Origin of the sequence: Streptomyces sp. NPDC059008, from assembly GCF_042749045.1 — a bacterium.
Taxonomy (GTDB): Bacteria; Actinomycetota; Actinomycetes; order Streptomycetales; family Streptomycetaceae; genus Streptomyces.
On sequence record NZ_JBHYJC010000003.1, the window covers coordinates 313,970 to 327,545 of the forward strand.

General features: G+C 71.1%; 11 protein-coding genes, 1 pseudogene and 1 riboswitch. Of the genes and pseudogenes, 10 read left to right on the plus strand and 2 right to left on the minus strand.

What is annotated here, in order from left to right:
* Positions 1 to 309: 309 nt before the first annotated feature.
* From ACFWZH_RS06745 to ACFWZH_RS06785, 9 genes are all read left to right on the plus strand, one after another.
* Positions 310 to 1,617: an ABC transporter substrate-binding protein gene (locus tag ACFWZH_RS06745; protein WP_384426413.1), complete on the plus strand. Its 1,308-nt coding sequence runs from the start codon at positions 310 to 312 to the stop codon at positions 1,615 to 1,617.
* 18 nt (positions 1,618 to 1,635) lie between these two features.
* Entirely contained in the window at positions 1,636 to 2,652 is a 1,017-nt protein-coding gene (locus ACFWZH_RS06750; RefSeq protein ID WP_384426415.1) for a carbohydrate ABC transporter permease, read from the plus strand.
* Entirely contained in the window at positions 2,649 to 3,482 is an 834-nt protein-coding gene (locus ACFWZH_RS06755; protein WP_384426417.1) for a carbohydrate ABC transporter permease, read from the plus strand. The genes ACFWZH_RS06750 and ACFWZH_RS06755 overlap by 4 nt, the downstream gene beginning before the upstream one ends.
* A 93-nt stretch (positions 3,483 to 3,575) precedes the next feature.
* Positions 3,576 to 5,216 carry an alpha-amylase family glycosyl hydrolase gene (locus ACFWZH_RS06760; RefSeq protein ID WP_384426418.1) on the plus strand — a complete coding sequence of 547 codons (1,641 nt, stop codon included), beginning with the start codon at positions 3,576 to 3,578 and terminating at the stop codon, positions 5,214 to 5,216.
* Between the two features lie 143 nt (positions 5,217 to 5,359).
* Positions 5,360 to 5,541: riboswitch (cobalamin riboswitch) on the plus strand.
* 242 nt (positions 5,542 to 5,783) lie between these two features.
* Positions 5,784 to 7,307 carry a CoA-acylating methylmalonate-semialdehyde dehydrogenase gene (locus ACFWZH_RS06765; RefSeq protein WP_384426420.1) on the plus strand — a complete coding sequence of 508 codons (1,524 nt, stop codon included), beginning with the start codon at positions 5,784 to 5,786 and terminating at the stop codon, positions 7,305 to 7,307.
* Between the two features lie 6 nt (positions 7,308 to 7,313).
* Positions 7,314 to 8,459 carry an acyl-CoA dehydrogenase family protein gene (locus ACFWZH_RS06770; RefSeq protein ID WP_384426422.1) on the plus strand — a complete coding sequence of 382 codons (1,146 nt, stop codon included), beginning with the start codon at positions 7,314 to 7,316 and terminating at the stop codon, positions 8,457 to 8,459.
* Positions 8,459 to 9,532 (plus strand): enoyl-CoA hydratase/isomerase family protein, encoded by a 1,074-nt coding sequence (locus tag ACFWZH_RS06775; protein WP_384426423.1) that lies wholly within the window; start codon positions 8,459 to 8,461, stop codon positions 9,530 to 9,532. Before ACFWZH_RS06770 ends, ACFWZH_RS06775 begins: the two co-directional genes overlap by 1 nt.
* The gene (gene mmsB / locus ACFWZH_RS06780; protein WP_384426425.1) at positions 9,529 to 10,425 is read left to right on the plus strand and encodes a 3-hydroxyisobutyrate dehydrogenase; all 897 of its coding nucleotides are present in this window, start codon (positions 9,529 to 9,531) and stop codon (positions 10,423 to 10,425) included. Before ACFWZH_RS06775 ends, mmsB begins: the two co-directional genes overlap by 4 nt.
* Positions 10,422 to 11,213, plus strand: a complete 792-nt coding sequence (locus ACFWZH_RS06785; protein WP_384426427.1) for an enoyl-CoA hydratase — start codon at positions 10,422 to 10,424, stop codon at positions 11,211 to 11,213. The genes mmsB and ACFWZH_RS06785 overlap by 4 nt, the downstream gene beginning before the upstream one ends.
* Before the next feature lie 43 nt (positions 11,214 to 11,256).
* Here ACFWZH_RS06785 and ACFWZH_RS06790 read toward each other — a convergent pair whose 3' ends face one another.
* Positions 11,257 to 12,546, minus strand: coding sequence for a short-chain fatty acyl-CoA regulator family protein (locus ACFWZH_RS06790; RefSeq protein ID WP_384426791.1), 1,290 nt, complete (start codon positions 12,544 to 12,546; stop codon positions 11,257 to 11,259).
* Between the two features lie 31 nt (positions 12,547 to 12,577).
* Here ACFWZH_RS06790 and ACFWZH_RS06795 point away from each other — a divergent pair.
* Positions 12,578 to 12,874: pseudogene (locus ACFWZH_RS06795) on the plus strand (citrate/2-methylcitrate synthase); the annotation flags it as partial.
* A gap of 158 nt (positions 12,875 to 13,032) precedes the next feature.
* On the opposite strand, the gene ACFWZH_RS06800 reads toward ACFWZH_RS06795, so the two are convergent.
* Positions 13,033 to 13,332 carry a cupredoxin family copper-binding protein gene (locus ACFWZH_RS06800; protein WP_384426429.1) on the minus strand — a complete coding sequence of 100 codons (300 nt, stop codon included), beginning with the start codon at positions 13,330 to 13,332 and terminating at the stop codon, positions 13,033 to 13,035.
* Positions 13,333 to 13,576: the final 244 nt, after the last annotated feature.

Below are 13,576 nucleotides of genomic sequence, written 5' to 3' on the forward strand. Positions count from 1 at the left end.
GATTACCGCGACGTAACGCATTGACTTCCCCTGTGTGGACTCCTAGCTTGAAAGCGCTGTCACGCAGTGGTTGAAGCAACTCGTTCGGAGCGAACCTCTGACGCTTTGACCTGCGGTTTCATCATGCTCAATGAGGGCGGCAGCGCAGTCACGGCGCATCTGCCGTGTTTTCATGGCCCTCTCTCGCCTTCCCCTCACATTTCCCTCGATGTCGCCCCGCCGGCCTTCCGCTGCCGTGGTGACCGGCTCGTCGCCTCCCACCGCTCGACAAGGAGCGACGTTCCGTACTGCTCGACCAGGAGAGACAGAGTGAAGACCAGGACCACCAGAGCGCTGAGCGCGGGTGCGGCTCTCGCCGGGCTGGCGTCCGTCGCGGCCTGCGGCGGCGGCAGCGGCGCCGTCACCGCGGCGGGCGGCAGGCCCTCCTTCGAAGGGCGCGGCCCCATCACCTACGCCGCCGGCAAGGACGCCAGCGGCGTCATCCAGTCCGTGCTCGACCGCTGGAACAAGCAGCATCCCGAGGAGAAGGTCACCTTCATCCAGCTGCCGACGGACCCCGACGCCCAGCGTCAGCAGATGATCCAGAACGCGCAGACGAAGTCCGATGCCTACACGGTGCTGTCCCTCGACGCCGTGTGGACCTCGGAGTTCGCCGCGCACCGGTGGATCGACCGGCTGCCGGAGGACCGTTTCCCGCTGCGGCAGATGCTCAAGCCGATCGTGGAGACCGGCGAGTACCGCGGTGGCCTGTACGCCGTCCCGATGAGTTCGGACGGCGGGATGCTCTACTACCGCACCGACCTGCTCAAGAAGGCCGGGATCGCCCGGCCGCCGGTCACCTGGGCACAGCTGAAGGCGGACTGCGCCAAGGTCAAGAAGCTGCCCGGGGCGGCGGACACGTCGTGTTACGCCGGGCAGTTCCAGAAGTACGAGGGCCTGACGGTCAACTTCGCCGAGGCGGTGAACTCCGCCGGCGGCGTCGTCACCGACTCCAAGGGCCGACCGCACGTGGACAGCCCGCAGGCGAAGAAGGGCCTGGACTTCCTGGTCGACTCCTTCCGGGACGGCACGATCCCCAAGGACGCCCTGACCTACCAGGAGGAGGACGGCCGCCGCGCCTTCCAGGACGGCAAGCTCGTCTTCCTGCGGAACTGGCCGTACATGTACTCCCTGACCTCCAAGAAGGACGGCTCCAGCAAGGTCGCCGGCAAGTTCGGCGCCGCGCCGCTGCCCGGCCTCGACGGCCCCGGCACCTCCAGCCTCGGCGGCCACAACCTGGCCCTGTCGGCCTCGGCGGAGAACAAGGCCACCGCGATCGACTTCATGAAGTTCTTCGCCGGCCAGGAGATCCAGCGCTTCACGCTGTCGCGGGCCCCGGGAGCGCCGACCTACCGCGCGCTCTACGACGACCCGAAGCTGATCGAGCAGTACCCGTACCTCCCCACCCTCAAGAAGTCGGTCCTGCGCGCCGTGCCGCGGCCCCGGGTGTTCCAGTACGGCGATGTCACCGCGGCGGTCCAGCGGGAGGGCTATGCCGCTCTGACCGGCGGCAAGAGCAGCGCGCAGGCGCTGAAGGACCTCCAGAAGACCCTTCGGCAGCAGCCCGCGACGGACTGAGGAAACGAGGAGTACGCCATGGCGACCACCCACACCACGGCAGCGCCCCGGGCCCCGCTGTCCGTACCGACCAGACCCCCGGGACGACGGCGCAAGGCGACCACCGGGTCCGGACGGCTCGCAGCCCTGCTGATTTCCCCGACACTGCTGGTGCTGACGATCGTGGTCCTCTACCCGACGATCGTGGCCCTCAAGGACTCGCTGTTCGGCACCCCCGGACTCGACCCGACGACCGGATTCGTCCGGGACACCGATCCGTTCGTGGGAGCCGAGAACTACACCGCGATCTTCGGTGAGGCGGGCGCCCGGTTCTGGAACGCGTTTTGGAACACCACCTTCCTCACCGTCACCACGGTCGCGCTGGAGGCCGTGATCGGAGTGGCGATGGCACTGGTCATGCACCGCGCGTTCCAGGGCCGGGCCCTGGTACGGGCCGGCATCCTGGTGCCGTGGGCGGTACCCACCGCCGTCAGCGGCCTGCTGTGGCGATGGATCTTCAACAGCGACGGCATCGCCAACGCCGTCACCGGCCAGCACGTGCTGTGGACGACCGAGGGCTTCCACGCCAAGGTCGCGGTCATCATCGCCGACGTATGGAAGACCGCGCCGTTCATCGGGCTGCTGGTACTGGCCGGCCTCCAGGTCATCGACAAGGCGGTCTACGAGGCGGCCAAGCTCGACGGGGCGAGTGCGCTCCGCCAGTTCTGGCACATCACCCTGCCCCTGGTGAAGCCCGCCCTGCTGGTGGCCGTGCTCTTCCGGACGCTCGACGCGCTGCGCATGTTCGACCTGCCGTACATCCTCATCGGCGCGCAGAAGAGCTCCGTGGAGACGCTGTCGATGCTCGCCCAGGACCAGGCGGCGAACGTACGGTTCGGACCCGCCGCGGCCTATGCGGTGATCCTCTTCGTCTATGTCTTCCTGATCGCGCTGGCCTTCGTCCGGCTGCTCGGCGCCAATGTCGTCGCGGACGACGACGCGGCCCCCAGGCGCGGCCGGCGACGCCTGCGTCTGCGCACGGGGGTGGCGGCATGACGAACTCGCTGAACTGGCGCAAGTGGCTGCTGTACGCGGGGGTCGCCCTGGTCGTCGCCTACTGCCTCGCACCGTTCTACTGGATGCTGGTCTCCAGTCTCCGGCGCACGTCGGACATCTTCGACAACTCGCTGATCCCCACCCGCTTCTCGTTCGAGAACTACCTCGCGGTCCTCGACCCCTCCCAGTCCTTCACCCGCGCCCTGCTCAACAGCGTCGTCGTGGCCGGTATCACCACTGTCCTGGCGCTGGTCCTCGCCACCTTCACCGCCTATGCGATGGCGCGGCTGGAGTTCTGGCTCAAGCGTCTGGTGCTCACCCTGATCATCGCCACCTCGATGTTCCCGGTGGTGTCGATCACGGTCCCGCTGCTGAAGATGTTCGTCGACTTCGGCTGGATCAACACCTACCAGGCGATGATCGTGCCCAGCATGTCCTTCACCCTGCCGCTCGCGGTGTGGAACCTCACCGCGTTCTTCCGGCAGATGCCCGACGAGCTGGAGCACGCGGCCATGGTCGACGGCTGCACCCGCGGCCAGGCCTTCCGCAAGGTCATCATCCCGCTGGCGGCGCCCGGCATCTTCACCACCGCGATCATCACCTTCATCGCGTCCTGGAACGAGTTCCTGATCGCCCTGTCGATGACGAACAAGGCGGAGATGCAGACCGCACCCGTGGCGATCTCGAAGTTCTCCGGGGCCACCCAGTTCGAGACGCCGTTCGGCAGCCAGATGGCGGCCGGAGTCCTCGTCACCGTCCCGCTCGTGATCATGGTGCTGATCTTCCAGCGCCGGATCGTCGCCGGCCTCACCGCAGGTGCGGCGAAGTAGGGCCGGTCCGATGGGCCAGGGTCGGACAGGCCCCGGCCCTCCCGCCCTCCGTACCGCTTTCCGCACACTCTTCCCCAAGGAGTACGCCCGACCATGCCCAGCACCGCACCCTGGTGGCGCAGCGCCGTCATCTACCAGGTCTACATCCGCAGCTTCGCCGACGGGAACGGCGACGGGATCGGTGACATCGCAGGCATCCGCTCACGTCTTCCCTACCTCAAGTCCCTTGGCGTCGACGCCATTTGGATCAACCCGTGGTACAAGTCGCCGATGGCCGACCACGGATACGACGTGGCGGACTTCCGGGAGATCGACCCGCTGTTCGGCAGCGTCGCGGAGGCCGAGGCGCTCATCGAGGAGGCGCACCGCTGCGGCATCCGCGTCATCCCCGACATCGTGCCCAACCACACCTCCGACCAGCACGTATGGTTCCAGGCCGCGCTGGCCGCCGGGCCCGGCAGCCCGGAGCGCGAGCGCTATGTCTTCCGGGACGGACGCGGCCCGGACGGTGCCGAGCCGCCCAACGACTGGAAGTCCTGCTTCGGCGGTCCGGCCTGGACACGGCTGCCCGACGGACAGTGGTACCTGCATCTGTTCGCCCCCGAGCAGCCGGACCTCAACTGGAAGAACCCGGAGGTACGCGCCGAGTTCGAGGACATCCTGCGGTTCTGGTTCCGCCGCGGCGTCGACGGTTTCCGTATCGATGTGGCGCACGGCCTGATCAAGCACCCCGAACTGCCCGACCTGCCGGTCCCTGCGGACCCGGGCTCCCCGGAGGACCAGGCTCCGGTCGACCACCCGCACTGGGACCGCGACGAGGTGCATGAGATCTACCGCTCGTGGCGCCGGGTGGCCGACGAGTTCCCCGGCGACCGCAAGTTCGTCGCCGAGGCATGGGCGCCCAACCCCGAGCGGCTCGCCCGCTACGTCCGGCGCGACGGCCTGCACACCGCCTTCAACTTCGACTTCCTGATGACCAGTTGGGACCCCGGGGCGCTGCGCGAGGTCATCGACAGCTCGCTCGCCAGCCTCGGCGCCGTCGGCGCCCCCGCCACCTGGGTGCTCTCCAACCACGACGTCGTACGCCACCCCAGCCGCTTCGGGCGCGCGGTGGTCAGGAAGTGGACCGCCAATGTGCCCTACCGGCCGGAGGGCCCCCTCGACCTCGGACTCGGCATCCGCCGCGCCCGCGCCGCCGCCCTGCTGATGCTCGCCCTGCCGGGTGGCGCATACGTCTACCAGGGCGAGGAGTTGGGCCTGCCGGAGGTCGAGGACCTGCCCCAGGACGTGCTCCAGGACCCCATCTGGGAGCGCTCCGGAAACACCGACCCCGGCCGCGACGGCTGCCGCGTCCCGATCCCGTGGTCCGGGCAGCAGGCACCGTTCGGCTTCAGCCCCGACGACGCCACCGGCGCGCCCTGGCTGCCCCAGCCGGCCAACTGGCACGCCCTCAGCGTCGAGGCGCAGACCGGCGACGAGACATCCATGCTGGAGCTCTACCGCCGCGCCCTCCACCTGCGCCGGGACCACGCCGCACTCGGCGACTCCGGCCTGACCTGGCTGGACACCCCACCCGGAGTCCTCGCCTTCACCCGCGAGCCGGGCTTCGCCTGTGTCGTCAACCTCTCCTCCGAGCCGTACCGCCTCCCGGAGCACGACGCGGTGGTGCTGGCGAGCGGGCACCTCGAGGACGGCCGACTGGGGGCGGACGAGGCGGTCTGGTTGGCGCTGTGACGGTGTGACGGCGCAACGGCGCCGACTGTGCGGACGGGCGACCGACCGGCCGACTCCAGGCCGGACGGTCGCCCTTCGCGCATGCGCTCGGGCAGCAGGCCCCACTCCCGGGCTGAAGGGACTGGATTTACTAGGGCGTCCAACTATATATTCGGGGCCAAGGCCCGCGGTGCAGGGAAGCCGGTGTGATTCCGGCACGGTCCCGCCACTGTGACCGGGGAGTACGTCGTCGAGCAGAACGCCACTGACGAGCACGAGGTCGGGAAGGCGGGCGGCGTGCGCTGATCCGGGAGTCAGGATACCGGCCGCGGGATGTTCCGTGTTTTCCACGAGGATGGAGCAGACACGCATGGCACCGGTATGCGTCCAGGACCCCGGCGGACCCGTCGGACGGGCATCGGACTCCCCAGGATTCCTCCGTCACGACCCTCCCGTCGTCTGAGGCCTCCGCCATACGCGATCTCGCGCAGCCCCCCCACGGACGCCACCTCGCCCGTGCCCCGGCGGGCGCGCCATCCCGGATCCCCTCCGGAACCGTCCGGATCCCCCTGACGAGAGCAGGTATTCATGGTCCGTGAACACGACCGCGCCTCCGTGCGCGAGTTGACCCACTTCGTCGGCGGCAAGCGCACCCCGGGGACATCGGGGCGCTACGACGACGTGTACGACCCCAACACCGGTCGGGTACAGGCCCGTGTCCCCCTCGCGAGCCGCGCCGAGACCGAGGCCGCCATCGCCGACGCCGCCCGGGCGCAGCGGGAGTGGGGCGGATGGAACCCGCAGCGCCGAGCCCGTGTGCTCCTGCGATTCCTCCAGCTCGTCGAGCAGGAAAGGGACGCGCTGGCCCGCCTGCTCTCCTCCGAGCACGGCAAGACGATCGCCGATGCGCACGGCGACCTCCAACGCGGCCTGGAGGTCGTCGAGTTCGCCGCGGGCATTCCGCACCTGCTCAAAGGCGAGTTCACCGACAACGCCGGCACCGGCATCGACGTCCACTCCCTGCGCGCCCCCATCGGCGTGACCGCCGGCATCACCCCGTTCAACTTCCCCGCGATGATCCCTCTTTGGAAGGCGGCGCCCGCCCTGGCCTGCGGTAACGCCTTCCTTCTCAAGCCCTCCGAACGCGACCCGTCCGTGCCGCTCCGGCTGGCCGAACTGTTCCTGGAGGCGGGCCTGCCGCCCGGTGTCCTCAACGTCGTGAACGGGGGCCGGGAAGCCGTCGACACCCTCCTGGAGGATCCCCGCGTCGGCGCCCTCGGCTTCGTCGGCTCAACGCCCGTCGCCGCGCACGTCTACGCCGCCGCGGCGGCACACGGCAAGCGCGCCCAGTGCTTCGGCGGCGCCAAGAACCACCTGATCGTGATGCCGGACGCCGACCTCGACCAGGCCGTAGACGCCCTGATCGGCGCCGGTTACGGCTCGGCGGGCGAGCGCTGCATGGCGATCTCGGTCGCCGTCCCGGTCGGCGAGGACACCGCCGACGCCCTGGTGGCACGCCTGACGGAGCGCATCGGGCGGCTGCGCATCGGCCGCAGCGACGACCCGGAGGCGGACCTCGGCCCGCTGGTCGGCCGGGACGCCGTCGACCGGGTGCGCGGATACGTCGACCTCGGCGTTCAGGAGGGGGCCGAACTCGTCGTCGACGGAAGGGACTTCGTCCTGCCGGGACACGAGAGCGGCTTCTTCGCCGGTGCCTCCCTGTTCGACCGGGTCACCCCGGACATGCGCATCTACCAGGAGGAGATCTTCGGGCCGGTGCTGTCCGTCGTCCGCGCCGGCGACTACGAGGAGGCCCTGCGCCTGCCCAGCGAGCACGTGTACGGCAACGGAGTCGCGATCTTCACCAGGGACGGCGACACCGCCCGGGACTTCACCCGCCGGGTGGACACCGGAATGGTCGGGGTGAACGTGCCCATCCCGGTGCCGGTCGCCTACCACACCTTCGGCGGCTGGAAGCGCTCCGGCTTCGGCGATCTGAACCAGCACGGCCCGGACGCGATCCGCTTCTACACCCGTACGAAGACCGTCACCTCGCGCTGGCCCGGAGGCCGGCGCGAGGGCGCGAGCTTCACGATTCCCACGATGGGGTGACCGACGATGACCAGCACCCTGCTCACCGAGGACCAACAGGCCCTCGTCGAGACCACCCTGGACTTCGCCCAGGACCACCTCGCCCCGCACGCCCTCGACTGGGACCGTGAGAAGCACTTTCCCGTGGACGTCCTGCGCAAGGCCGCCGGCCTGGGACTGGGCGGCGTCTACGTCCGTGAGGAGTCGGGCGGCTCCGGCCTCGCCCGCACCGACGGCGTCCTCGTCTTCGAGACCCTGGCCTCCGGCTGTCCGTCCATCGCCGGATACCTCTCCATCCACAACATGGTCGCCTGGATGATCGACCACTACGGCGACGACGCCCAGCGCGACCGCTGGCTGCCCCGGCTGTGCGCCATGGACGACCTCGCCAGCTACTGCCTCACCGAACCGGGCGCGGGCTCGGACGCCGCGGCCCTGCGCACCCGGGCCGTCCGCGAGGGCGACACCTACGTCCTGACCGGGGTCAAGCAGTTCATCTCCGGCGCGGGCGCCTCCCAGCTGTACGTCGTGATGGCCCGGACCGGTGACGACGGTCCCGACGGAGTCTCCGCGTTCGTCGTCGACAAGGACGACCCCGGCCTGTCCTTCGGCCCCGACGAGCGGAAGATGGGGTGGAACGCACAGCCCACCCGGCAGGTCGTCCTGGACGGTGTCCGACTGCCCGCCGACCGGCTCCTCGGCCGCGAGGGGCACGGCTTCCGCATCGCGATGAACGGTCTGAACGGCGGCCGGCTCGGCATCGCCGCCTGCTCCCTCGGCGGCGCCCGCAGCGCCCTCAACAGCAGCCTGACCCATCTCGCCGACCGGGAGGCGTTCGGGCGGCGGCTGCTCGACGCGCAGGCGCTGCGGTTCCGCCTCGCGGACATGGCGACCGAACTCGCCGCCGCCCGCGCGCTGGTCCAGCAGGCCGCCCAGGCCCTCGACCGCGGCGACCCGCAGGCACCCCAGCTGTGCGCCATGGCCAAACGGTTCGCCACCGACACCGGCTACTCCGTCGCCGACCGCGCCCTCCAACTGCACGGCGGCTACGGCTACCTGAGCGACTACGGCATCGAGAAGATCGTCCGCGACCTGCGGGTCCACCAGATCCTGGAAGGAACCAACGAGATCATGCGCGTCATCGTGGCCCGTGGCCTGACGGAGGCGTTCTGATGACCGCCGCCGAGGAACCCGTACTGCTGCACACCGCCGGACGAGCCGCCTACCTCACCCTCAACCGCCCCCGGGCCCTGAACGCCCTCACGCACCCGATGGTGCGCCGGATCGACGAGGCGTTGACCGCCTGGGAGCACGATCCGGCCGTCGAGACCGTGGTCGTCACCGGCGCGGGGGAGCGGGGCCTGTGCGCGGGCGGCGACATCCGCGCCATCCACGACGACGCCCGCGACGGCGACGGCGCCGCCTCGGCGGCCTTCTGGCGCGACGAGTACCACCTCAACGCGCGCATCGCCCGCTACCCCAAGCCGTATGTCGCCGTCATGGACGGCATCGTGATGGGCGGCGGGGTCGGCGTCTCCGCGCACGGAAGCGTCCGGGTCGTCACCGAGCGGTCCCGCATCGCCATGCCCGAGACCGGCATCGGCTTCGTCCCGGACGTCGGCGGCACCTACCTGCTGACCCTCGCGCCCGGCGAACTCGGCACGCACCTGGCGCTCACGGGCGGTCAGATCGGCGCGGCCGACGCCCTGCTGTGCGGGCTCGCCGACCACTACGTACCGTCCGGCGCACTGCGGCAGTTCGTCGACGACCTCGCCGGCACACCCGTACGAGAAGCGCTCACCCGCCATGTGCAACCGCCGCCGGAAGGAGAGCTGGCCGGTCGGCGGCACTGGATCGACGCCTGCTACGCCGCCGACAGCGTCGAGGAGATCGTCGACCGGCTCCTCGCCCATGGTGACCCGGCCGCGAAGGAGGCCGCGAAGACACTGCTCGCGAAGTCGCCCACCGCCCTCAAGGTCACCCTGGCCGCCCTGCGCCGCGCCCGGCGGCTCGGCCCGCTGGAACGGGTCCTGGACCAGGAGTACCGGGTCTCCTGTGCCGCCCTCGCCGCCCCCGATCTGGTGGAGGGGATCCGCGCCCAGGTCGTCGACAAGGACCGCGAACCGCGCTGGTCCCCGGTCACACTCACCGAGGTCTCCGACGCCGACGTCGAGCGCTTCTTCGCCCCCCTCGGCCCCCGCGAACTGGGGCTCGGCGCCGGCGCCGCACAGGAGGTGGCCTGGTGACCAGGAGCATCGCGTTCATCGGTCTCGGGCACATGGGCGGCCCCATGGCCGCCAACCTGGTGACGGCGGGCCACCGCGTGCGCGCCTACGACCTCGTGGCCGCGGTCCTGGAGACCGCCGCCGGGGCGGGCGTCGAGCCCGCCGGATCCGCGGCCGAGGCCGTCGCGGACGCCGACGTGGTGATCACCATGCTGCCCGCGGGCCGCCATGTCCTGGACCTCTACGACGGCGTCCTGGGCGCCGCCCGCCCCGGCACCCTCTTCGTCGACTGCTCGACCATCGACGTCGCGGACGCCCGCACCGCCCACGAGCGGGCCACCGCCGCCGGAATGCGGTCCCTGGACGCCCCGGTCTCCGGAGGGGTCGTCGGTGCCGAGGCGGCCACGCTCACGTTCATGGCGGGCGGGGGCGAGGCGGAGTTCGCCGAGGCGGAACCCCTGCTGGCGGCGATGGGAAAGAGGGCCGTCCACTGCGGCGGCGCGGGCGCGGGCCAGGCCGCCAAGATCTGCAACAACATGATCCTCGGCGTCTCGATGATCGCGGTCAGTGAGGCCTTCGTCCTCGGCGAGAGCCTCGGACTGTCCCACCAGGCCCTGTACGACGTGGCTTCCACGGCGTCCGGACAGTGCTGGGCGCTGACCGTGAACTGCCCCGTACCGGGACCAGTGCCGGGCAGTCCCGCCAACCGCGACTACCGGCCCGGATTCGCCGCCTCCCTGATGGCCAAGGACCTGGGCCTCGCCGCCGACGCCGCTCGCGCGGGCGGCATCCGGGCGGAACTCGGGCTCCGCGCCGCCGAGTTGTACGCCGCCCACGCCCGAGGGGCGGATGCCGCCGAGGACTTCTCCGGCGTCGTGCGCACGATCAGGAACCAGAGCGGAGAGCGGGCATGACCACACCATCGACGGGCGCGTACGAGACGATCCGCGTCGAACGCAAGGGCCGCACCGCCCTGCTCACCCTGAACCGCCCGGCGGCGCTCAACGCCCTCGACCTCCAGGTGATGAACGAGGTCGTGGCCGCCACCGAGCAGCTCGACCGGGACCCCGACTGCGGCTGCATCGTGATCACCGGCTCGGCGAAGGCGTTCGCCGCGGGGGCCGACATCAAGGAGATGCGGCCGCAGGGCTACATGGACATGTACCTCGGCGACTGGTTCGGCGCCTGGGACCGGCTCGGGCGGCTGCGTACGCCGACCGTCGCCGCCGTCGCCGGCTACGCCCTCGGCGGCGGGTGCGAGCTGGCGATGCTCTGCGACGTCCTCCTCGCCGCGGACACGGCCGTCTTCGGCCAGCCGGAGATCACACTCGGGGTGATCCCCGGCATCGGCGGCTCCCAGCGACTGACCCGGGCCGTCGGCAAGGCCAAGGCGATGGAGCTGTGTCTGACCGGGCGCACCATGGACGCGGCCGAGGCCGAGCGCGCCGGACTGGTCTCCCGCGTGGTGCCCGCCGGTGAACTCCTCGACGAGGCCCTCGCGGTCGCCGAGACCGTCGCGGGCATGTCGCTCCCGGTGGCGATGATGGCGAAGGAGGCGGTCGACCGGGCCTTCGAGACGACGCTCACCGAGGGCGTCCGCTTCGAGCGCCGCCTCTTCCACGCCGTGTTCGCGACCGCCGACCAGAAGGAGGGCATGAGCGCCTTCGTCGACAAGCGGCCGCCCGAGTTCCGGCACCGCTGACCGGCCGCCCGTCCCGGGGCCCGGACCGAGCCCCGGGACGGCGTCACGGCGCGCTCGACTCCACCGGATACGGCACATACGCGCGCCGGTCGGGGTCGATGGCCAGCCGCCCGCCGGCCGGGGGCCTGGCCCGCTGCGCGCAGTCACGGCGTTCGCAGATCCGGCAGCCCAGGCCGATCGGGGTGGCGGCACGGGGGTCGTCGAGGGCGATCCCCTCGGCGTAGACGAGGCGATGCGCGTGCCGCAGCTCGCAGCCGAGGGCCACGGCGAACTCGGCGCGCGGCGCGTGATGGCCGAAACCGCCCCTGGTGACGGTCCGTGCGATCCAGAAGTACCGCTTCCCGTCCGGCATTTCCGCCACCTGGGTCAGTATCCGGCCCGGAGCCGAGAACGCCTCGTGGCAGACCGTCTCGAAGCCGACGCCGAAGCGGGCGGACAGCAGCTCGACGTCGTAGCGCACGTCCTCGGCGGCCGGGTGGAAGGCGGAGTACGGCATGAGCAGGGCGCCCGCGAAGTAGTTCGCCAGCCCGATGCGGGCCGGCGCCCGCGACTCCGGTGAGGAGAGTTCCGCGGCGCCGTCGGCGAGCAGGCCGAGGAGCGGACCGTGCTCCAGCAACGCGAGTTGCGTGGCGAGCTGGAAGGCGCGCTGGCCGTCGCTCAGCCAGGGGGAGAGGAACAGCAGCCCCGCGGACGGATCGAAACGCCGGGCATCGGTGGCGCGGGCCTGCGCGGCCCGGACCACCCTGACCCCGTGCCGCTCGGCGAGCCGGGCGGTGAGCGGGTCGGCGGCCCGGCCCGGCCGCAACTCCAGGGAACCGGCGAGCTGTTCGGCCTCGGCGTCCAGCGGCTCGACGTGGTTGTGGTGGGCGTAGAAGAAGTCCCTGACCTCGTCGTGCGGTTCGGAGGGCGGTAACGGGACGCCGGTGCCCGGTGAGCCGAGGGCGGCGGCCTGCTCGGCGGTGTCGCGGTAGCGGCGGTGCAGGGCGACCAGGGCGCGGGCCACCTCCGGGTGGTCGCGGTCGGCCGCGGCGATGTCCTCGGTGGCGGGCAGCGGCACCCCGCACGCCTCGTCGGCGAGCGCGGCCCGCAGGTCGGCCGCGAGCCGGCCCTCGTCGGCCTCGGAGAAGAACTCCGCGCCCACGCCGAAGACCTCGGCGATCCGCAGCAGCACCGGAGCCGTCAGCGGGCGCCGGCCCTGCTCGATCTGGTTGGCGTAGCTGGTGGAGATGCCCAGGGCGCGGGCCGGCTCCACCTGGTTCATGCCGTACTCGCGGCGCAGGCGGCGCAGCTTCGCATGGGCGTAGACCTTCCGGTCGGCCGGTCGCCGGGCGATGGCACACCTCCTCGTCAGTTCCTGCCGCACGCGGTACGTGGCCCGCGCCGCCGACCCCGAGACGACCCGCCTGGCCGCGCTGCACGCGGCCCTGCGCCACGCCATGCTGAGCCGCAAGGGAATCCACCCCAACCTGGACTACCCCGCTGCCCTCGCCTACCACCTGATGGGCTTCGACACCCCTGCCTTCACCCCGATTTTCGTGATGAGCCGCATCACCGGCTGGACCGCCCACATCACCGAACAGCTCGCCCACAACGCGCTGATCCGGCCCTTGGCCTGGTATGCGGGGCCGGAGCAGCGGGCGGTGCCGACGGTGGCCGCGTAGCGCGCTCAGGCGGCAGCAGGCGCGGCGCAGACCGGAGTTCGGCCGTGTCGCGCAGCTGGACCCAGGGCGTGGCGGCTGCCACGCCGTGCGGGTGCGGCTGCGGTGTCGCCGTCAGATTTCGTCCGCGCGCCCGCACCCCCTGCCCGCCGCGTCTCCTCTCACTTCACTATGACGGTGCCCTGCATGGACGGGTGGATGTCGCAGTAGTAGTTGTACGTGCCGGCGGAGTTGAACGTGAAGGTGTAGGAACCGCCGGTGTCGAGTGTCGGCGAGTTCAGCGGGCCCGAGCCGTCGCTGGTCACCGTGTGCGGAGCCGAATCCTCGTTGGTCCAGGTCACCGTGGTGCCCTTGTCGACGGTCAAGGTTGCCGGTGAGAACGCGAAGTCGGCGATCATCACGTGGTTCGCCGGCGCCTGTGCGATCGGAGCCGCGGGGGCCGCGAGGGAAGCGGGTGCCATCGCGACCACGGCAGGCGCTCTGAAGTACCCGTGCTCACCCTGTGCGTCGTGTGCGGCACCACTCCATGCGCCGACTGAGGCGATGCCTGCGGCTGTGGCCACGGCAACCAGGGCGGTCGTGACGCGACGACGGTGAATCCGCTTCGGGGAATCCGTACCTGACCTGCATATCATGATGTCGACCCAATCTAACTCTGGTGCGGGTCTATGTACGCGCCCGCGGGATGCGGGTCGCGCATCCAGA